The organism is Kitasatospora sp. NPDC090308 (assembly GCF_044769485.1).
In the GTDB taxonomy this organism is placed as follows: Bacteria; Actinomycetota; Actinomycetes; order Streptomycetales; family Streptomycetaceae; genus Kitasatospora; species Kitasatospora fiedleri.
Genome location: NZ_JBIVXY010000001.1, coordinates 435,968 through 454,860, shown reverse-complemented (window position 1 = coordinate 454,860; position 18,893 = coordinate 435,968). Strand labels below are relative to the sequence as shown.

The 18,893-nt window shown below is 73.0% G+C and carries 17 protein-coding genes and 2 riboswitches; of the genes, 9 read left to right on the top strand and 8 right to left on the bottom strand.

Annotation, left to right across the window (positions count from 1 at the left end; genetic code table 11):
* Positions 1 to 38 precede the first annotated feature (38 nt).
* The 4 genes from ACIQVD_RS01940 to ACIQVD_RS01925 all read right to left on the bottom strand — a co-directional run bounded on the left by ACIQVD_RS01940 (position 39) and on the right by ACIQVD_RS01925 (position 4,295).
* On the bottom strand, positions 39 to 1,700 hold the full coding sequence (locus tag ACIQVD_RS01940) for a cytochrome bc complex cytochrome b subunit (RefSeq protein WP_400688505.1): 1,662 nt from the start codon (positions 1,698 to 1,700) through the stop codon (positions 39 to 41).
* Positions 1,697 to 2,752: a Rieske 2Fe-2S domain-containing protein gene (locus ACIQVD_RS01935; protein ID WP_400688503.1), complete on the bottom strand. Its 1,056-nt coding sequence runs from the start codon at positions 2,750 to 2,752 to the stop codon at positions 1,697 to 1,699. The genes ACIQVD_RS01940 and ACIQVD_RS01935 overlap by 4 nt, the downstream gene beginning before the upstream one ends.
* An 8-nt stretch (positions 2,753 to 2,760) precedes the next feature.
* Entirely contained in the window at positions 2,761 to 3,582 is an 822-nt protein-coding gene (locus tag ACIQVD_RS01930; protein ID WP_111553102.1) for a c-type cytochrome, read from the bottom strand.
* A gap of 92 nt (positions 3,583 to 3,674) precedes the next feature.
* Positions 3,675 to 4,295, bottom strand: coding sequence for a heme-copper oxidase subunit III (locus ACIQVD_RS01925; protein WP_030460978.1), 621 nt, complete (start codon positions 4,293 to 4,295; stop codon positions 3,675 to 3,677).
* Between the two features lie 304 nt (positions 4,296 to 4,599).
* On the opposite strand from ACIQVD_RS01925, the gene ACIQVD_RS01920 reads away from it, so the two are divergent.
* From ACIQVD_RS01920 to ACIQVD_RS01910, 3 genes are all read left to right on the top strand, one after another.
* Positions 4,600 to 5,025 (top strand): hypothetical protein, encoded by a 426-nt coding sequence (locus tag ACIQVD_RS01920; protein ID WP_100835850.1) that lies wholly within the window; start codon positions 4,600 to 4,602, stop codon positions 5,023 to 5,025.
* A 128-nt stretch (positions 5,026 to 5,153) separates the two neighbouring features.
* Entirely contained in the window at positions 5,154 to 6,227 is a 1,074-nt protein-coding gene (trpD, locus tag ACIQVD_RS01915) for an anthranilate phosphoribosyltransferase (RefSeq protein WP_402285313.1), read from the top strand.
* Positions 6,228 to 6,342: 115 nt separating this feature from the next.
* Positions 6,343 to 6,460: riboswitch (SAM riboswitch) on the top strand.
* A 47-nt stretch (positions 6,461 to 6,507) separates the two neighbouring features.
* Positions 6,508 to 7,872, top strand: a complete 1,365-nt coding sequence (locus ACIQVD_RS01910; RefSeq protein ID WP_400688498.1) for an aminotransferase class V-fold PLP-dependent enzyme — start codon at positions 6,508 to 6,510, stop codon at positions 7,870 to 7,872.
* Positions 7,873 to 7,876: 4 nt separating this feature from the next.
* Here ACIQVD_RS01910 and ACIQVD_RS01905 read toward each other — a convergent pair whose 3' ends face one another.
* Positions 7,877 to 8,158: an Lrp/AsnC ligand binding domain-containing protein gene (locus tag ACIQVD_RS01905; RefSeq protein ID WP_100835847.1), complete on the bottom strand. Its 282-nt coding sequence runs from the start codon at positions 8,156 to 8,158 to the stop codon at positions 7,877 to 7,879.
* On the bottom strand, positions 8,155 to 8,958 hold the full coding sequence (locus ACIQVD_RS01900) for a rhomboid family intramembrane serine protease (RefSeq protein WP_400688495.1): 804 nt from the start codon (positions 8,956 to 8,958) through the stop codon (positions 8,155 to 8,157). The genes ACIQVD_RS01905 and ACIQVD_RS01900 overlap by 4 nt, the downstream gene beginning before the upstream one ends.
* A gap of 149 nt (positions 8,959 to 9,107) precedes the next feature.
* Here ACIQVD_RS01900 and ACIQVD_RS01895 point away from each other — a divergent pair, with 149 nt between their 5' ends.
* The 6 genes from ACIQVD_RS01895 (at position 9,108) to ACIQVD_RS01870 (ending at position 16,365) form a co-directional block, all read left to right on the top strand.
* Complete coding sequence (locus ACIQVD_RS01895; protein WP_100835845.1) at positions 9,108 to 9,374, top strand: hypothetical protein; 267 nt, start codon at positions 9,108 to 9,110, stop codon at positions 9,372 to 9,374.
* 179 nt (positions 9,375 to 9,553) lie between these two features.
* A complete protein-coding gene (locus ACIQVD_RS01890) occupies positions 9,554 to 10,933 on the top strand; it encodes an NYN domain-containing protein (protein ID WP_400688493.1) in 1,380 nt (459 codons plus the stop codon).
* Between the two features lie 184 nt (positions 10,934 to 11,117).
* Positions 11,118 to 12,158, top strand: a complete 1,041-nt coding sequence (locus ACIQVD_RS01885; protein ID WP_100835843.1) for a C40 family peptidase — start codon at positions 11,118 to 11,120, stop codon at positions 12,156 to 12,158.
* A gap of 399 nt (positions 12,159 to 12,557) precedes the next feature.
* A riboswitch (cyclic di-AMP (ydaO/yuaA leader) is annotated at positions 12,558 to 12,711 on the top strand.
* A gap of 10 nt (positions 12,712 to 12,721) precedes the next feature.
* The gene (locus ACIQVD_RS01880) at positions 12,722 to 13,819 is read left to right on the top strand and encodes an NlpC/P60 family protein (protein WP_402285309.1); all 1,098 of its coding nucleotides are present in this window, start codon (positions 12,722 to 12,724) and stop codon (positions 13,817 to 13,819) included.
* A 207-nt stretch (positions 13,820 to 14,026) separates the two neighbouring features.
* A complete protein-coding gene (locus tag ACIQVD_RS01875) occupies positions 14,027 to 15,088 on the top strand; it encodes an NlpC/P60 family protein (RefSeq protein WP_400688488.1) in 1,062 nt (353 codons plus the stop codon).
* A 227-nt stretch (positions 15,089 to 15,315) separates the two neighbouring features.
* Positions 15,316 to 16,365: a hypothetical protein gene (locus ACIQVD_RS01870; protein ID WP_400688486.1), complete on the top strand. Its 1,050-nt coding sequence runs from the start codon at positions 15,316 to 15,318 to the stop codon at positions 16,363 to 16,365.
* A 79-nt stretch (positions 16,366 to 16,444) separates the two neighbouring features.
* Here ACIQVD_RS01870 and ACIQVD_RS01865 read toward each other — a convergent pair whose 3' ends face one another.
* Entirely contained in the window at positions 16,445 to 17,347 is a 903-nt protein-coding gene (locus ACIQVD_RS01865) for a carbohydrate kinase family protein (RefSeq protein WP_400688484.1), read from the bottom strand.
* Positions 17,348 to 17,439: 92 nt separating this feature from the next.
* Positions 17,440 to 18,798 (bottom strand): glycosyltransferase 87 family protein, encoded by a 1,359-nt coding sequence (locus ACIQVD_RS01860; RefSeq protein ID WP_400688482.1) that lies wholly within the window; start codon positions 18,796 to 18,798, stop codon positions 17,440 to 17,442.
* Positions 18,799 to 18,893 lie beyond the last annotated feature (95 nt).

Sequence of the window (18,893 nt, the reverse complement as noted above, 5' to 3'; positions counted from 1 at the left end):
GGAGGGGGGTGCTGACGTGGCGGGACAGCTACCCGGGATCAGTGGTGGCCGTGGCCGCTGGTGATCTCGTGGTACTCCTCGGTGGTGGGCTTGGCGATCTGGTTGCCCTCGCCGTAGAAGCCCTCGGAGAGCTTCACCCGGGTCTTGGTGATCACGCCGGCCTTGCGGGCCACGCCGTTCTCGTCCGTCTCGGCGGGCAGCTCCAGCGGCTGGGGCTGCTCGTGGGCGGTGAGGGTGTGCAGGTCCTTCGGCGCCAGCGGGGTGTGCACCTCGACGAACTCGCCGTGCGGCAGGCGCTTGATGACGCCGGACTCGCGGCCGTGCAGCACCTTCTCCTTGTCGCGGCGCTGGAGGCCGAGGCACCAGCGCTTGGTGACGAAGAAGGTGAGGACCGGCACCACGAAGAAGCCGACCCGGACGAAGTACGTGATCGAGTTGATCGACAGGTGCAGGTGGGTGGCGAACAGGTCGTTGCCGCCGCCGACCAGCAGGACCAGGTACAGCGAGATCCAGGCCGCGCCGAGCGCGGTGCGGACCGGGGCGTTGCGCGGGCGGTCCAGGATGTGGTGCTCGCGCTTGTCGCCGGTGACCCAGGACTCGATGAACGGGTAGACCGCGATCGCGGCCAGCACCAGCGGGAAGATCATCAGCGGCACGAACACGCCCAGGTTCAGGGTGTGGCCGCCCCAGACCGAGATCTCCCAGCCCGGCATGATGCGGATCAGGCCCTCGGAGAAGCCCATGTACCAGTCGGGCTGGGCGTCGGTCGACACCTGGTCCGGACGGTACGGGCCGTACGCCCAGATCGGGTTGATCGTGGCGATCGCGGAGATCGCCGCGATGATGCCGAACACCAGGAAGAAGAAGCCGCCGGCCTTCGCCATGTAGACCGGCATCAGCGGCATGCCGACGACGTTCTTCTCGGTCTTGCCCGGGCCCGCCCACTGGGTGTGCTTGTGGTAGAAGACCAGGATCAGGTGCGCGACCAGCAGGCCCAGCATGATGCCCGGGATGAGCAGCACGTGGATGGTGAAGAAGCGCGGGACGATGTCGGTGCCCGGGAACTCGCCGCCGAACAGGAACATCTGGATGTAGGTGCCGACGATCGGCACCGCCAGGATCGCGCCCTCCATGAAGCGGATGCCGGTGCCCGACAGCAGGTCGTCCGGCAGCGAGTAGCCGAAGAAGCCGTCGAACATGCCCAGCGCCAGCAGCAGGAAGCCGAACACCCAGTTGATCTCGCGCGGCTTGCGGAAGGCGCCGGTGAAGAAGACGCGCATCATGTGCACGAGCATCGCGGCCACGAAGACCAGGGCGGCCCAGTGGTGGATCTGCCGGATCAGCAGACCGCCGCGGATCTCAAAGCTGATGTTCATCGTGGAGGCGTACGCCTCCGACATCCGGATGCCGTTCAGCGGCAGGTACGAGCCGTGGTAGACGGTCTCGGCCATGCTCGGCTTGAAGAACAGCGTCAGGTACACACCCGTGAGGATGATGATGATGAAGCTGTAGAGGCAGATCTCGCCGAGCATGAAGGACCAGTGGTCCGGGAAGATCTTGCGCAGGTTGGCCTTGGCCAGGGAGTAGATCCCGACCCGGCCGTCCACCCAGTCGGCAGCGGCCTCGGCCTTGTTGGCGGGCTTGGCGCGGGTGCTGGCCGGCTTGGAGGCGCCGGTGTTGGTGCCGCTTGCGGAACTCATCGCGGACGCTCCCAGTAGCTCGGGCCGACGGGCTCGTCGAAGTCGCCGGTGGCGACCAGGTAGCCCTGCTCATCGGTGGTGATCTTCAGCTGCGGCAGCGGGTGGCCGGCCGGGCCGAAGATGACGCGAGCGCCGTCCGCCAGGTCGAAGGTCGACTGGTGGCAGGGGCAGAGCGCGTGGTGGGTCTGCTGTTCGTACAGCGAGATCGGGCAGCCGACGTGGGTGCAGATCTTCGAGTAGGCGAGGATGCCCTCGAAGCCCTTGTCGCGGGACTTGTCGTCCTTGATGTCCTCCGGGGCGATCCGGATGAGCATCAGGGCGTCCTTGGCGATCCGCTGCTGGAAGTCCTCGGCCGACTCCTCGAGGCCCTCGGGCTTCGCGAAGGTGAGCGAGCCCTGGACGATGTCCTCGGGCTTCATCGGCTCGTCGGTGTTCATGTTGACGAGCTTGATCGGCTGGGCCGGGGTCGCCTCCACCCAGTTGGTGTGGAGCAGCTTCTTCTCCGGCAGCGGGCCGAGGTCGCGCAGCAGCACCACACCGGACAGCGGCACCAGGGCCATCGAGCCGATCAGGGTGTTGCGGATCATCTTGCGGCGGCCGAAGCCGGACTCCGCGGCACCCGTCCTGAACTGCTCGATGACGTCGTTGCGGACGTCGTCGTCGGCCTCGATCGGGTGGCGCTCGGCCGGCATCTCGTGGTCCGACATCAGGGTGCGGGCCCAGTGGACCGCGCCCGCGCCGATGCAGAACAGCGCCACGCCGAGGGTCATGCCCAGGGCGAAGTTGAGCGCGCTGACGTGGCCCAGCGGGAAGATGTAGACCAGCTTGTCGGCGTCGATCGACGCGTAGGACGCGATGAAGCCGACGGTCGCCAGCATCGAGACCACGAACAGCAGCGACACCTGGCGCTCGGCCCGCTTGGCGGCCCGCTCGTCGATGTCGGTCCGACGCGGTTCGTGGGCCGGCAGGCCCGGGTCGGCGAACGGGTCGCCGTGGGTGGCGACGGCCGTGCCGTGGGAGGCGTCGTGCGCCTCCGGCAGGTTCTCTGACATGTCGTGGCTCATGACTTCTTGGCCTTGGTGGTGTGGGCGGCGACCCAGATCGCGATCGCGATCAGCGCGCCGAGACCGAAGATCCAGCCGAACAGGCCCTCGGTCACCGGACCGAGGCTGCCCAGCGCGAGACCACCGGGGTTGGGCTCGTCGTTCGTGTGGCGGACGAAGGCCACGATCTGGCGCTTCTGCTCCTCCGGCATGGTGGTGTCGGGGAAGGACGGCATGTTCTGCGGGCCGGTCTGCATGGCCTCGTAGATGTGCTTCGCGTCCACGCCCTCCAGCGACGGCGCGTACTTGCCGTTGGTCAGCGCACCGCCCTTGCCGGCGAAGTTGTGGCACTGGGCGCAGTTGGTGCGGAACAGCTCGCCGCCCTTGGCGACCTGCTCGGCGTTGGTCACCGGGTCGTCGGAGGGCTGGTACTGCTTGCTGTCCGGAGCGACCGGGCCCGGGCCCAGCGAGGCCACGTAGGCGGCCAGCTGGTCGATCTCGGCCTGGGAGTAGATGTTCTTCTTGCGCGGGACCTGGGCGCCCGGCTGCTGGGCCGGCATGCGGCCGGTGCCGACCTGGAAGTCGACCGCCGCGGAACCGACGCCGACCAGCGACGGGCCGTCAGAAGTGCCCTGGCCGTTCAGGCCGTGGCAGGAGGAGCAGCCGACGGCGAAGAGCTTCTTGCCCTCGTCGATGGCGAGCGACTGCGCCGAGCTGTCGGCCTGCGCCTTCTCGGCGGGCGCGAAAGCGGCGTACAGCCCCCCGGTGGCCGCCAGGGCGAGAAGTAGAACGACGACCGCCGCCAGTGGGTGGCGCCGTCGTGCGGAGAGCTTTTTCACGGAATAACCCCGGTGTCAGGATCTGGTCGGCAGCAGCCTGCCCCCGACTCCCAGGCGTCGAAGGTGACGCCGGGTCAGGGGCGGGGCGGCTGTTACTTGATCAGGTAGATGGTCGCGAACAGGCCGATCCACACGACGTCGACGAAGTGCCAGTAGTACGACACCACGATCGCCGCGGTTGCCTGCTCGTGGGTGAACCGCCGCGCCGCGTAGGTCCGTCCGAGGACCAGCAGGAAGGCGATCAGACCACCCGTCACGTGGAGTCCGTGGAAGCCGGTGGTCAGGTAGAACACCGTGCCGTACGGGTCCGAGGACAGCGACAGGCCGTCCTTCTTGACCAGCTCGGTGTACTCGAAGATCTGGCCGCCGATGAAGATGGCGCCCATCACGAAGGTGATCGTGAACCACGAGCGCAGCTTCTTCACGTCACCGCGCTCGGCGGCGAACACGCCGAGCTGGCAGGTGAGCGAGGAGAGCACCAGGATCGTGGTGTTGACCGAGGAGAACGGCACGTTGAGGGCATGGGCCTTCTCGTGCCAGAACTCGGCACCCTTGACCGAGCGGAGGGTGAAGTACATCGCGAACAGGGCCGCGAAGAACATCAGCTCCGAGCTCAGCCAGACAATGGTTCCGACGCTGACCAGGTTCGGCCTGTTGACCGCTCCGTGCGCGTGTCCGGTTTCTGTTGCTGTTGCTGTCGCCACGACGGACATTATGTCGGTCCCTTATTCCGTCTTCACGCCGGGGGGTCTCCCTCGGAGTGTCCGGTGCGTGAGGTATGCCCGCCTCGCGCACCGTCCGTTTTCTGACGGTTGTTCGAGCGGGTGAGCGCGCTGGGCCGCCGGGGTGACTCCCGGGCGCGGCGGCTTGAGCGAGATCGCGTCGGGGTCTCCGCAGGACGGGCGCGCGGGAGTAGCATCCGTCCAGGGACGTGGCCCGGGTCACACTGGGCCGTTCGGCCGGGGCCGCCCGGCGTGGGCACACATATAAGAGGACGAGCACCAGGAAGCAGGGGCCATGGCGCAGCACTCCGACGAGACGCTCACCGTTCTCGTCTACAGCGACGACCGCAACACCCGTGAGCAGGTGACCCTCGCCCTCGGCAGGCGGCCCGCCGCGGACGTCCCCGCCCTCGACTACCTGGAGTGCGCCACCGCGCCCGCGGTGCTGCGCGCCCTGGAGAAGGGCGGCGTCGACCTCTGCGTCCTGGACGGCGAGGCCGCCCCGGTCGGCGGTCTCGGCCTGACCCGGCAGCTGAAGGACGAGATCTACGGCTGCCCGCCGGTCCTGGTGGTGATCGGCCGGCCGCAGGACTCCTGGCTCGCCGCCTGGAGCCGGGCCGACGCCGCGATCTCCCACCCGGTCGACCCGGTCGGCCTCGCCGACGCCGCGACCGCGCTGCTGCGGGCCCGGCTCGCCCGGCGGGCGCCCGCCGGGCGCTGACCGGCGCCGCCGCGTCTCAGCTGGAGAGAAGGGGGCGGCAACCCGGGGCGGCCGTCCCCGCTCGCTCGATAGGCTGACGTCGTTTCTTCGGGATTCCTCCGGGACGATGACGAGAGCTGGAGTCAGCCATGGTGAACGCGCACTCTGCGAACGGCGGTAGCGAGCCCGCGCAGGTGGTCCGCACCTGGCCCGACCTGCTCAGCTCGCTGCTCCAGGGCAACGACCTCTCGCAGGCCGACACCGCCTGGGCGATGGACCGGATCATGAGCGGCGAGGCCAGCCCCGTCCAGGTGGGCGGCTTCCTGATCGCGATGCGCGGCAAGGGCGAGACGGTCGAGGAGATCGCCGGCCTGGTCGAGGCGATGTACGCGCACGCGGTGCCGCTGGACGTCCCCGGCCCGGCGGTCGACATCGTCGGCACCGGCGGCGACCGGGCCAGGACGGTCAACATCTCCACCATGTCCGCGGTGGTTGCCGCCGCCGCCGGGGCGAAGGTGGTCAAGCACGGCAACCGGGCCTCCTCCTCGGCCTCCGGCTCCTCCGACGTGCTCGGCCGCCTCGGCATCAACCTGGAACTGCCCGCCGACCGGGTCGCGGCGGTGGCCGAGGAGGTCGGCCTGACCTTCTGCTTCGCCGCCAAGTTCCACCCCTCGATGCGGCACACCGCCCAGGCGCGGGCCGAACTGGCCGTCCCGACGGTCTTCAACATCCTCGGCCCGCTCACCAACCCGGCCAGGGTCACCTCGCACGCCGTCGGCTGCTTCGACACCCGGCTGGCCGGCCTGATCGCCGGCGTGCTGGCCCGGCGCGGCGCGCAGGGGCTGGTCTTCCGGGGGGACGACGGGCTCGACGAGTTGACCGTCACCACCACCTCGCACGTCTGGGTGATCCGCGACGGCGAGGTGACGGAGACCGGGTTCGACCCGCGCGAGGTGGGGATCGAGCTGGTCGGGATCGAGGCCCTGCGCGGCGCCGACGCCGAGCACAACGCGGACGTCGCCCGGCGGGTCCTGAACGGCGAGCGCGGGCCGGTGCGGGACGCCGTCCTGCTCAACAGCGCCGCCGCGCTGGTCGCGCTGGAGCTCGCGGAGGCGCCGCTCACCGCGCAGATCGCGGCGGCGATGGAGCGGACCGCGGCGGCGATCGACTCGGGGGCGGCGGGGGCGCTGCTGAAGCGCTGGGCGGAGGCGACGCAGGCGTAGCGGACGCCCGTCCGGGGGCCGGGGCCGTCGTTCCCCGGCCCCTCGGCCGTCCCGCGCCTTCTCGCCATGTGGACGGGTGTTGAGACGGGACGCGTCTCGTGTACTGTTTTCGCCAGGTCATGAGTGACAGCGCGAAGCCCCAGCTGGCTGTCCGGCAACCCTCCGTCCGTGGCGGGGTGCCCTGGGTGAGGACCAGGCCGTGCGGCGACCAGTCCGCGCGGCAAGCGCGGACTTCCGGTGCAGCTCCTCCGGGGTCCTGACCCCGTGGAGGAGTGCACCCATGTCTGTGACCACCGAGATCTGCGAGCCGCTGGCGGTGCTGGGCGGGGACGTCGAGGTGCCGCTGGCTTCCGGCGAGAAGGTCGGCTACGCGGCGCTGGACTACGCGGCGAGCGCTCCGGCGCTGAAGCGGGTGTGGGACGACGTCGCGGCGTACGCGCCGTACTACGGGTCGGTGCACCGGGGGGCCGGGTACCTGTCGCAGCTGTCGACCGACCTGTTCGAGCAGAGCCGGCGGACCGTCGCCGAGTTCCTGGGCCTGCGGGACGGGGACCAGGTGGTGTTCACCCGGGCGACCACCGACTCGCTGAACCTGCTGGCGGGGGCGGTCCCGGCCGGGACCGAGGTGTTCGCCTTCGAGACCGAGCACCACGCCTCGCTGCTGCCGTGGCGGCGCGAGGGCCTGACGGTGCGCTACCTGCGGGCGCCGCGGTCGCACGCGGAGGCGGTGGCGGCCCTGGAGGAGGCCCTGCTGGGGGCGGCCGAGGGGCCGAAGCTGTTCTGCGTGACCGGGGCGTCGAACGTGACCGGCGAGCTGTGGCCGGTCGGGGAGCTGACCGCCGTCGCGCACCGCTACGGCGCCCGGGTGGTGCTGGACGCGGCCCAGCTGGCGCCCCACCACCGGGTCTCGGTGCGGGAGTTGGACGTCGACTGGGTGGCGTTCTCCGGGCACAAGCTGTACGCGCCGTTCGGCGCCGGGGTGCTGGCGGGCCGCTCGGACTGGCTGGACGCCGCCGAGCCGTACCTGGCCGGCGGCGGGGCGAGCCGGACGGTGGCCCGCGAGCTGGACGGCTCGGTGGCGGTGGAGTGGCACACCGGCCCGGCGCGGCACGAGGCCGGTTCGCCGAACGTGATCGGCGCGTACGCGATCGCCTCGGCCTGCCGGGCGCTGGACGAGGCCGGCTTCGAGGTGCTGGAGGCCCGGGAGCGGGCGCTGGTGGCGAAGCTGACCGAGGGCCTGGCGGCGATCCCCGAGGTGCGGGTGCTCAGCCTGTTCGGCGAGGGCTCCGACCGGGTCGGCGTGGTGTCGTTCGTGGTGCGCGGCTGGAACAGCTCGCACTTCTCGGCCGCGCTCTCCGCCGAGTACGGCATCGGCGTCCGGGACGGGCTGTTCTGCGCCCACCCGCTGGTGCGCACCCTGCTCGGCGGTGAGGAAAGCGCCCCGAGCGAGTGCGGGGCGCCGGAGTCCTCGCTGCCGGGGGAGCGCAGCCTGAACGCGATCCGGGTCAGCTTCGGCGCCGGGACGCCCGTCGAGCACCTGGACCGGTTCCTGACCGCGGTGCGCGAGCTGGTCAGCGACGGCGCGAAGTGGACCTACCGCAACGAGGGCGGCCGCTGCGTGGTCGACACCCAGCAGCAGCGCTGAGCGCTCAGCCGTCCAGGCCGAGCGAGAACGCGGCCTCCAGGTCGTGCTGGGAGTAGGTGCGGAAGGCGATGTGGGTCTCGGTGTTGGAGACGCCCGGGACCTTGTTGAGGCGGCCGGGGATCACCTCGGCCAGGTCCTCGTGGTTGCGGACCCGGACCATCGCGACCAGGTCGTAGGTGCCGGTGACGGAGTAGACCTCGCTGACGCCCTCGATGGCGGCGATCGCCTCGGCGATCTCGGGGATCCGGTCGACGTCGGTGTTGATGAGGACGATCGCGGTGATCACTGGACGACTCCTGTTCGAGAAGGTGCGCCCAGGGTATCGCCCGCCGGACGGGCGGCCCACGCGAACAGCCAGCCCGTCACGAAGCCGATCACGTGCACCAGGTAGGCCACCCCGTCGCCGCCGGAGGTGACCGACCAGAACTGCAGCGCGAACCACAGGCCGAGCACCAGCCAGGCCGGGAAGCGCAGCGGGAGGAAGAGCAGGGCCGGCACCAGCGTGGTCACCCGGGCCCTCGGGTACAGCCGCAGGAACGCGCCCAGCACCCCGGCGATCGCGCCGGACGCGCCGACCAGCGCCCGCACCGCGTCCGGGGTGCCCGCCTCGGCCAGCGCGTAGCCGTAGGTGGCCAGGTAGCCGATCGCCAGGTAGCCGACCAGGAAGCGGACCCGGCCCAGCCGGGCCTCCACCGCCGGGCCGAAGACGAACAGGAACAGCAGGTTGCCCACCAGGTGCAGCCAGCCCGCGTGGACGAACAGCGCGGTCAGCACCGACAGTTCGGGGATCTTGCCGGGGGTGGCCGGCAGCACGCAGCCGGGCGCCGCCGGGGGGAGCGCCGACAGCTGGGCCGCCGTCAGCGGACGGCCCCCCAGCAGCTCGGCCGGGACGGCGCCCCAGCGGTGCTCGTAGCGCTGCTCGGCGCAGGCCCGGGCGTCGCCGCTGCCGTACAGCGGGTTCGGGCCGGACGGGCCGAGCAGCATGGCCAGCGCGGCCAGTGCGATCAGCAGGTAGCTGGCGACCGGGGTGCGGGCGGCCCGCTCGGCCGCCGGCGAACCGGCCCGGGCGGGGGCGGAGAGCACCATGCCGGTCAGCATTCCTCGGGGGCGCACCCGCGACACCGGGCGCTGCTCCGGGCGGGTGAGCGTCCGGGCTGTGGACCGGTGATCCGCCCGTCCGGCGGCAGGCAATAGGCTGGAGGCCCGGAACCGGGACCAGCCGAGAGGGACCACTGATGAGCATTGCCGCGCCGACCGCCGAGACCCGCTGGCGCTGCACCCTGTGCGGCAACCTGACCCGGTTCGACGTCACCCGTTCGTCCCGGGTGACCGACTTCCTGCACTTCGACCTCTCCGGCGAGTCCAAGGTCGAGGAGACCCAGGTGCTCGCGGAGACCATCGAGTCCGTGCGCTGCCGCTGGTGCAACGCCGTCGACCAGGTCGAGCTGGTGGCCCGCCCCGGCGCCGAGGAGTCCGCGGAGGGCGGGGCCCAGCAGGGCTGACGCCGTCCCCACCGCCCCGCGTTCCCGTCCGGCCCGGACGGGGGCGCGGGGCGCACTCGTCGGCGGGGTGCTGTCGGAGCGGCACGGTAGACGGGACAATTGGCAGCAGCGGCGGACACCAACACCCGCCCGGCACCCGCCGGGAGGGCCCGCCAGGACCAGGATCGGAGCCGAGGACAGTGGCGGAGGCAGCGAACGCGCCGGCGGGCCCGGACGGGACCGCGCCCGCCCCGGCCCGGGACGACGCGGCGGAGACGGCCGGGCGCCCCCTGCCCGAGGGCGTGCGCCGGCGGGTGGTCGGCATCGCCTCGGACGCGCTCGGCGGCATCGCCCCGGGCGAGCTGCCCGCCTCGCTGCGCCCGTACGCCAAGTTCACCCCGGCCCGGCGGGCCAAGTACGCGGGGACCGCGCTGGCCGCCGCGCTGGAGTCGGACCCGGCGTTCCGGGTCCGGATAGCCGAACGGCTGCGGCTCGGCCAGCCCGACCTGGTGCAGGCCCTGGAGTCGGGCGCCGTCCCGGCCGCCGCCGACCCGATGGACGTGGCCGCCGCCGCCTACCTGGTCCGCCCGTCCGGCTGGGCCCGGCTGGTGGAGGAGGCCGGCGAGGAGGCCGAGCGGGTCGACGCCGAGGGCGCCGCCGCCGAGGCCGCCCGGCTGGCCGAGAAGCTCCAGGAGGAGCTGGCCGAGGCCCGGGCCGCGGCCCGCGGCGAGCTGGAGCGGCACCGGGCCGAGGCCGAGGGGGTGCGCCGGGAGGCGGAGTCGCTGCGCAAGAAGGTCCGCTCGCTGGAGGCGGACACCCGGCGGGCGCAGGCCGAGAACCGCCGGCTGGCCGGGGAGCTGGCCGAGGCGCGGGCCGCCGCCGCCGCCGAGCGCAGCGCCGCCGAGAGCGAGGCCCGGCGGCTGCGGCACCGGGTCGCCGAGCTGGAGGCCGCGGTGGAGAGCGGACGGCGCACCGCCCGGGAGGGCCGCAGCGTCGAGGACATGCGGCTGCGGCTGCTGCTGGACAGCGTGCTGCAGTCGGCCCAGGGCCTCCAGCGCGAGCTGGCGCTGCCGGTGACCGCGCTGCGCCCGGCCGACCTGGTGGAGGCGGTGGAGCCCGGCTCGGCCTCGCCGCACGACGTGGCCCGGCGCGGCCTGGCCGAGGACGACCCGGCGCTGCTGGACCAGCTGCTGGCCATCCCGCAGGTCCACCTGGTGGTGGACGGCTACAACGTGACCAAGACCGGCTACCCCCAACTGCCGCTGGAGCAGCAGCGGATGCGGCTGCTGGGCGGGCTGGCGATGCTGGCCCAGCGCACCCAGGCCGAGGTGACCTGCGTGTTCGACGGCCAGGACCTGGACGTGCCGGTGATCATGGCCCCGCCGCGCGGGGTGCGGGTGCGTTTCAGCCGGACCGGGGAGACCGCGGACGAGCTGATCCGCCGGCTGGTGCGGGCCGAGCCGCAGGGCCGTCCGGTGGTGGTGGTCTCCGCCGACCGGGAGGTCGCCGACGGGGTCCGCACGGCGGGGGCGCGGCCGGTGGCCTCGGTGCTGCTGCTGAACCGGCTGGCGCGCAGCTGAGGGGCGGTCAGCGGGCCCCCGGGCGGCCGGAGTGTGACGGTCCCGTGAAAGGGGGCGGGGGCGGGCATCCGGAAGCCCCCGGGAGTGGACGCGGAGGCAGGGACTTCACTAGGGTCTGGCGTCAAACCTATATTCCGGACCATCACTCGTCGGGGTGAGTCCAGCAGGAAGAAGGAGCTCCCCCTTGGCCTCCCACCGCCGTCCCAAGCAGCCGAGCCGTGCGCGGATCTCCGTGTTCACCGCTGCCGCCGCGACCGCGGTCGCCCTGACGGCCCAGGCCAGCGCGCACGCCGCCCCGGCCCAGCCGAACAAGGACGAGGTGAAGGCGCAGGTCGACAAGCTGCTGGAGGAGCAGGAGCAGTCCGCCGAGAAGTACAACGGCGCCAAGGAGCGGGCCGACCAGCTGCGCAAGCAGGCCGACGACCTGCAGGACCAGGTGGCCCGCGGCCAGGAGCAGTTGACCGAGCTGGCCTCCGGGCTGGCGGCGGTGGCCGGCGACCAGTACCGGCAGGGCGGCGTCGACCCGTCGATGCAGCTGATGCTCTCCTCGAACCCGGACCAGTACCTCACCCAGGCCACCTCCTTCGGGCAGGCGGCCAGCACCCAGGCCGAGACGCTCAAGTCGCTCAAGGACCAGCAGCGCCGCCTGGACCAGCAGAAGCAGGAGGCCTCCCAGGTCCTCCAGGAGCTGGACAGCCAGACCCAGGCGCTCAACGACGCCAAGAACGACGTGAACGCCAAGCTCGCCGAGGCGCAGAAGCTGCTCTCCAAGCTGAACGCCGCGGACCGCGCCTCCATCCTCCGCGGCTCCGGCGGCGGCACCGCCTCGCGCAGCGCCTCCCGGGTCGACCCGTCCACCCTGCCGCCGGCCAGCGGCTACGCGGCGACCGCGGTGGCGGCCGCGCTCGGCAAGCAGGGCTCGGCGTACGTCTGGGGCGCCACCGGGTCGAGCACCTTCGACTGCTCGGGCCTGATGGTGTGGGCGTACAAGCAGGCCGGCGTCTCGCTGCCGCGCACCTCGCAGTCGCAGGGCAGCTACGGCACCAACGTGGGCACCGACTGGCACAACGCGCAGCCCGGCGACCTGGTCATCTACTACGGCGACCGGCACCACGTCGGCATGTACATCGGCAACGGCCTGGTGGTGCACGCGCCGCGCACCGGTGACGTGGTGAAGACGATGAAGGTCGACACCCTGCCGATCTCCACCATCCGCCGGGTCTGACCGGGGCGGGTCGGGTCCGGCCGGGGCTGATCGACGGCCCGGCGAATCGGACAAACGCCTCACCGGGCGACAACTGACGCACTGTGACACGCCCGGGCGGGTCGGGATCCTGCTGTGATCCGTGACACGCCCGGGTGTGGTGTTTTCCGGCCGCAGGGTGAGAATTGCTCCGTGCTGGGTAGTGAACCGATCACGTTCGGTCATAAGTGTCGAGGTATTTGATTCAGAATCAGATTTTTTTCCGACAAGGATTTGAACGGATCACGGATCGGTTACTAGGGTCGTGCTTCGACCACCGCAGTGTCGATCGCCCAAGGGGGGCGGCGGCGGAGGTCGCCGCCGAGTCCGTGACGCAGCGGGCAGACCGTCAACACCGGGTCTGCCGACGGGGATACCCCTGCGGGGGTGCTGTCGAACGGAGCCGGGGAACCACGTTCCCCCGGGGTGAATCGGCGCCGGGCCGACCGCCGCGCGCGGTCGGTGAAGCGCCGTAGGGCATCTCTTCCAGCCCGAACCCGTCAGCTCACCCGGTAGGCGGTGTGAGGAAGAAGGAGTCCGCCTTCGTGGCGTCCCATCGCCGTCCCAAGCCCGTCGGCCGTGCCCGGGTCTCGATTCTCACTGCCACCGCCGCCGCTGCCGTGGCGCTCTCCGCCCAGGGCGGGGCGCACGCCGACCCGGCGCCGACCAAGGACCAGGTCAAGGCCCAGGTCGACGAGCTCAACGAGCAGGCCGAGGTGAAGACGGAGGCGCTCAACGCCTCGGTCGAGAAGCAGCAGGACCTGCAGAAGCAGGTCGGCCAGCTCCAGGACCAGCTCGCCCGGCAGCAGGAGCAGGTGACCTCCGCCCGGGAGTCGCTGGCCGGCATCGCCGCGGAGCAGTACCGCACCGGCACCATGCCGCAGACCATGCAGCTGATGCTCTCCAGCAGCCCGGACACCTTCCTCGGCCAGGCTGGTGCGCTGAACGCGGTCGGCTCCACCCAGGCCGACCTGCTCAAGACCTTCCAGAACGAGCAGGCCAAGCTCGACGCGCAGCGCAAGGAGGCCGAGACCAAGCTCGCCGAACTGGACACCACCACCAAGGCCCTCAAGGCCGACAAGGAGGACGTCCAGGCGAAGCTGGCCAAGGCCCAGGAGCTGCTCAACACGCTGACCCAGCAGGAGCGCGAGCAGCTCGCCGCCGCCGAGGCCAAGGCCGCCGCGGACGCCAAGGCGAAGGCCGACTCCGCGCAGCAGCAGCAACAGCAGCAGCAACAGCAGCGGGCCTCCCGCGACAGCGGCCGGGCGGAGCTGAACGCCCCGGCGTCCTCCAGCTTCTCGGGCAACGCGGTCGGCGCGGCGGCCTCCAAGCTGGGCAGCTGGTACTCCTACGGCGCGGCCGGGCCGAGCACCTTCGACTGCTCCGGGCTGATGCAGTGGGCCTACAAGCAGGCCGGGGTGTCCATCCCGCGCACCTCGCAGGCGCAGGCCGGGGCCGGCACCAGCCTCGGCACCAACATCGCCAACGCCCGTCCGGGCGACCTGATCATCTACTACGGCGACCAGCACCACGTCGGCATGTACGTCGGCAACGGGCAGATCATCCACGCCCCGCACACCGGCGCGCAGGTCCGCTACGAGTCGGCGACCGCGATGCCGATCAACCGGATCGTCCGGATCTGACGCTCCGTCGAGGCCCCGGCCCGGTACCCCGCACGGGGTGCCGGGCCGCTCTCGTTCGGATGCCCGATTAGGGGTCAAATATTCGGTGCTGTCAGGGTTTGGACTGGATCGGTCGGAATCGCTAACCTCTGCCCCCGGGCCCCCGCGAGGACGGCCGTCCGACCGCGGGCGGCGGCGGAGGCCGGCCGCAGAACGGAGCCGTCGCGCGTGTCCGTGCCCCGCCGCACCCCACTGCCCGGCGTCCAGCGCCTCGCCCGCGCCCTGGCGCTCACCGCCGCCGCCACCGGCGCGCTCGGCCTGACCGTGGGCGGGGCCGCCGCGGCCCCGCTCAGCCCCGCCGACCCGCCCAACCGCGGCGAGGTCAAGGCCCGGGTCGACCAGCTCTACGAGGAGGCCGAGCGGGCCTCCGAGCAGTGCAACGCCGCGCTGGAGCAGCAGCGGCGGCTCCAGGCCGAGGCCGGCGCCCTCCAGGACCAGGTCGCCGCCGGGCAGGAGGAGCTCAACCGGATGCGCGGCGACCTGGGCGCCGTCGCCGCCGCCGAGTACCGGTCCCAGGGCATCGACCCCGCCGTCCGGCTGATGCTCGACCAGGACCCGGCCGGCTACCTGACCGGCGCCCGCTCGCTCGAACAGGCCACCGCCCGGCAGGGCGACCGGCTGCGCGAGCTGGCCGAGCGGGCCCGGCGGCTCGACGAGCGGCGGCACGAGGCCGGCGCCAAGCTCGACGAGCTGGAGCAGGCCAGGCAGCGGCTGTCCGCCGCCAAGGACGAGGTCCGCGAGCGGCTGGCCAAGGCCCAGCGGCTGCTGAACGGCCTCGCCCCCGCCGAGCGGGCCCGGCTGACGGCCGACGACGCCCGGGCGGCCCGGCAGCGCGCCACCCGCGGCACCGACCGGATCGACCTCGGCGACCAGCCGCCCTCCTCCGACCGGGCCGCCGCCGCGCTGGCCGCCGCCATCTCCAAGATCGGCTCCCCCTACGTCTACGGATCGACCGGCCCCGGCACCTTCGACTGCTCCGGTCTGATGTACTGGTCGTGGCGGCAGGCCGGAGTGACCCTGCCGCGGACCTCGCAGGGACAGGCCACGGCCGGCCGGCGGGTGAGCCTCGCCGAAGCCCGGCCCGGAGACCTGGTGATCTTCTACAGCGACAGGCACCACGTCGGCATGTACGCCGGCGGGGGCGTCGTCGTGCACGCCCCCTACCCCGGGGCCCGGGTCCGCTACGAGAGCGTCGGCGCGATGCCGGTCAACACGGTGGTGCGGGTCTGAGCCTCGTCGACGAGCCCCTGGTCACCGACCCGGCGACGGCCACCGGGCCGGGCCGGGCCGGTGCTCCGCTGTCCCGGCGGGCCGCCCTGCTGCTGGCCGCCGCCGGGGCCGCCCAGCTCTCGCTCCCGCCGGTCCGGCCCGCCCGGTCGGCCCCCGCCGCGCCGCCCGCGCCGCCGCCCGGGCTGCGGGAGACCGCCGTACGGCTGCTGGAGCAGCGGGCCCGCGCGGTGGCCGGCCGGGACACCGCCGGGCTGCTGGCGGGCTCCGCGGACGGCGCCGAGGAGGCCGACCGGGACCTGCTGACCCGGACCGCCGGGCTGCGCTTCGCCGCGTACGCGCTGAAGCTGACCTCCTTCGCCGAGCCGCCCGCCGACGCGGACCGGGTGCGGGTCGGCGCCGAGCTGGGCTACCGGCTGGCCGGGGTGGACGACTACCCGGTGCTGCTGGAGCGGCAGGTCGAGCTGGTGCGCGAGGCGGCCGGCTGGCGGGTGGCCCGGGAGGTGCCGACCGGCGCGGCCGCGCCCTGGGACCTGGGCACCGTCCGGACCGCGGAGGGCAGGCGCGGCCTGGTGCTCGGCCTCGGCGAGGCGGCGGAACTGGCCGCGCTGGCCGAGCTGGCGGACCGGGCGGTGCCCGCGGTGGAGGCGGTCTGGGGGCCGTTCACGGGCCGGCTGCTACTCGAACTGCCGCTCACCGAGCAGCAGTTCGCCCGCCGGATGGACGTCTCCGCGGACGCCTACCAGGGCATAGCGGCGGTCACCCTGGCGGTCGGCGGCGCCCCCGTGCACGCCCCCGCCGACCGGATCGTGGTCAACCCCGACGCGTACCGGCAGCTCAGCGAACTCGGCCGCCGGGTGGTGGTCACCCACGAGGCCACCCACGTCGCCACCCGGGCCGACACCAGGTCCTGGACGCCGCTGTGGCTCTCCGAGGGCGTCGCCGACTACACCGGCTACCGGGACGCCGGACGCACCGCCCGGCAGATCGCCCCCGAGCTGGCCAAGGACGTCCAGGCCGGGCGGCTGCCCGCCGCGCTGCCCGCCGACGAGGCGTTCACGGCCGGTGCGGTCGGCATCGCCCAGGCCTACGAGCTGGCCTGGCTGGCCTGCGACCTGATCGCCCGCCGGTACGGGCAGGACCGGCTGGTGGCGCTCTACCGCACCGTCGGGGCCTTCGGCGAGGGTGGGCTGGAGCGCGCCATGAAGGCCCAACTCGGGATCGGGGTCGCGGAGTTCACCAAGGACTGGACGGCCGAGGTGGCCCGGCTCCGGAGCTGATCCGGGCCGATCCGGGCTGAGCCGGGCTGAGCCGGGCGGGGCCGGGCGGGGCCGGGCTGGGCCGGGCAGGGTGCCGCGCTCAGGCGTCGAGTGCCCGCTCCAGGCCGGGCGCGTCCAGGAACGCGGTGTGGGTGCCCGCGACGGTGCAGGTGTACGCCCCGGCCACCGCGCCGGCCCGCATGCACTCCTCCGCCGGGCGGCCCGCCAGCCGCCGGTGCAGGAAGCCGGCGACGAAGGCGTCGCCCGCGCCGTTGCTGTCCACGACCGGGGCGCCCGGGTCGACCGCCGGGAAGTGCCGGGGCGCGGCGTCCTCCCGGGTCAGCAGGAAGGCGCCGTCCGCGCCCGCGGTGGCCACCACCAGCTCGGCCCGGCCCCGGGCGAGCACCGCGCGCATCGCCGCCTCCGGGCGGCCCCCGAGGCCCGCCGCGGAGAGGAACACCAGGTCCGAGCGGAGGGCGTAGTGCAGGTGGTGCTCGTCGGCGCCGTCCCAGGCGTGCAGGTCGGTGGAGCTGCTGCGGCCCAGCCGCTCGATGTCCGGGTACATGTCCCGGTTGACGCCGGTGATCGACAGGTGGACGTGCGCCGAGCGCTCCAGCAGCGGCAGCCAGAACGCGCGCGGCAGCCGGGCGTCCGCCGGGTGCCGGCCGTCGTAGAAGGAGAACCGCAGGCCGTCCCGGTCGACCAGGTTGACGCTGCGCGGAGTGCCGGCCGGGGCGGGCAGGTGGCTGAAGTCCAGGCCGCGGCGGGCGTACTCGGCCAGCACCAGGGCGCCCTGCGGGTCGTCGCCGAGGAAGTCGGCGAACTTGGTGCGCAGGCCGAGCGCCAGGCAGGCCAGGGCCACGCCGTTGCCGGTGTGCGCCGGGTAGTCCAGCACCGGGGGGACGGCCAGCGAGTCGCGGCCCGGCGGGACCTCCAGCCGGTCCACCCGCACGATGGTGTCCACGCCGACGCCACCGACGATCAGGATGTCGTAGTCGATCATCCGGCGATGGTGGCAGCCCGGGACCTGCACTGCAAGGAGTTTCAGAAACTTGCAGGCGGTGGGCCGGGGGGAGGGCTGAGGGGAGGGCCGGGTCAGGGACGGTCGGCCGGGGTGAGGTCGTCCAGCAGATCCTGCTCGTAGGCGATGCCCGGGCGCACCGGGTACTGCGGGCCCACCTGCCCGGCCGGCAGCACCACCGTGGTCAGCGCCTCCCGCTGCCGGGTCGAGCGCCACAGCCGGTACGCCGACAGCACCGTGCACGCCACCAGCAGCAGGTTGCGGGCGGTCAGCACCAGCACCCCGTCCAGCTCGCTGTGGTTCACCGAGCCGAACATCACCGGGAACTCCAGGGTGGTCAGCGCCGCCGCCACCAGCACCGGCACCGCCACCGGGCGCTGGCTGCTGCCGCGCACCGTCAGGCAGACCGCGACCAGGCCGACCACCCAGATCAGGTACTGCGGGCTGATCACCCGGCTGGTCGTGACGAAGACCAGCAGCGCGCACAGCGCCGCGTCGAAGGTGGTCGCCGCCGTCCAGCGGGCCGCCCGCAGCCGCCACACCAGCAGCCAGCCGAAGCCCAGCACCGACAGCCCGACCATCACCTTGGAGATCACCGGCACCCACGGCCCGAGGAACTCCGTCGAGCCGTAGTTCATCGTGACGGTGCCGTGCCACGACCCCGCCAGCCGGGCGAAGTGCAGCGGCAGCGCGCCCACCGACTCGATCTCGATGCCGCGCTCCGACTGGAACTTCAGGAACTCGAACGCCCCGTTCATGCCCGCCGTCAGCAGGAACCCCAGCGCCGCCGCGAACGCCACCGCCGAGGTCCACGCCCGCCGGGTCCGCCGCCCGCGCGGCGAGCCGATCAGCGCCAGCAGCGGCCACACCTTCAACAGGCCGCCCAGGCCCAGCAGCACCCCGCTCAGCGCCGGACGCCGCAGCATCACCAGCAGGCCGGCGACCGCCAGCGCCGTCACGATGATGTCGTACCGGCAGTACGCCGTCGGTCCCAGCAGCGGCACGCCCACCACCCAGTACCAGCCGCCCAGGTAGCTGCGGCCCCGGCGGACGCCCGCCCGCATCAGCAGCGCCATCGCGGCCGCGTCCACCACCCCGCAGATCACGAAGAACGACACCAGGTACGACCAGGGCAGCAGCCCCGGCAGCAGGATCACCAGCGCCGCGCCCGGCGGGTACTGCCAGGTCACGTCGTCCAGCGGGAAGGTGCCGGTGCGCAGCACCTCGTACCAGCTGTGGTAGATCACCGAGATGTCGGAGCTCACGTCGCCGATCTTCAGCACGTTGACAGCCATCAGGACGACCAGCACCCTGGTCGCCACCCAGCCGCCGGCCAGCGCCCACAGCGGACGGCGGCTCGGCGCGGCAACGGCCGGGGATGACGGCGCCGACGGCTCCGCGCCACCGGTCCTCTCGGCCTGGGCTGACTCCACTGCGCTCCTTCAGGTCGTCGCGTGCACGCCGGAACACCGGGCGGACGGGGCCCCACCGGGAGGACCGCCGGCCGGCCCGGACGGTTGCGGCGGCG

Bases quoted from the DNA above. Each gene is read 5' to 3' on its own strand.
- ACIQVD_RS01940 (WP_400688505.1), bottom strand. From the start codon at position 1,700: ATGAGTTCCGCAAGCGGCACCAACACCGGCGCCTCCAAGCCGGCCAGC.
- ACIQVD_RS01935 (WP_400688503.1), bottom strand. From the start codon at position 2,752: ATGTCAGAGAACCTGCCGGAGGCGCACGACGCCTCCCACGGCACGGCC.
- ACIQVD_RS01925 (WP_030460978.1), bottom strand. From the start codon at position 4,295: ATGTCCGTCGTGGCGACAGCAACAGCAACAGAAACCGGACACGCGCAC.
- ACIQVD_RS01920 (WP_100835850.1), top strand. From the start codon at position 4,600: ATGGCGCAGCACTCCGACGAGACGCTCACCGTTCTCGTCTACAGCGAC.
- trpD (WP_402285313.1), top strand. From the start codon at position 5,154: ATGGTGAACGCGCACTCTGCGAACGGCGGTAGCGAGCCCGCGCAGGTG.
- ACIQVD_RS01910 (WP_400688498.1), top strand. From the start codon at position 6,508: ATGTCTGTGACCACCGAGATCTGCGAGCCGCTGGCGGTGCTGGGCGGG.
- ACIQVD_RS01900 (WP_400688495.1), bottom strand. From the start codon at position 8,958: ATGGTGCTCTCCGCCCCCGCCCGGGCCGGTTCGCCGGCGGCCGAGCGG.
- ACIQVD_RS01895 (WP_100835845.1), top strand. From the start codon at position 9,108: ATGAGCATTGCCGCGCCGACCGCCGAGACCCGCTGGCGCTGCACCCTG.
- ACIQVD_RS01865 (WP_400688484.1), bottom strand. From the start codon at position 17,347: ATGATCGACTACGACATCCTGATCGTCGGTGGCGTCGGCGTGGACACC.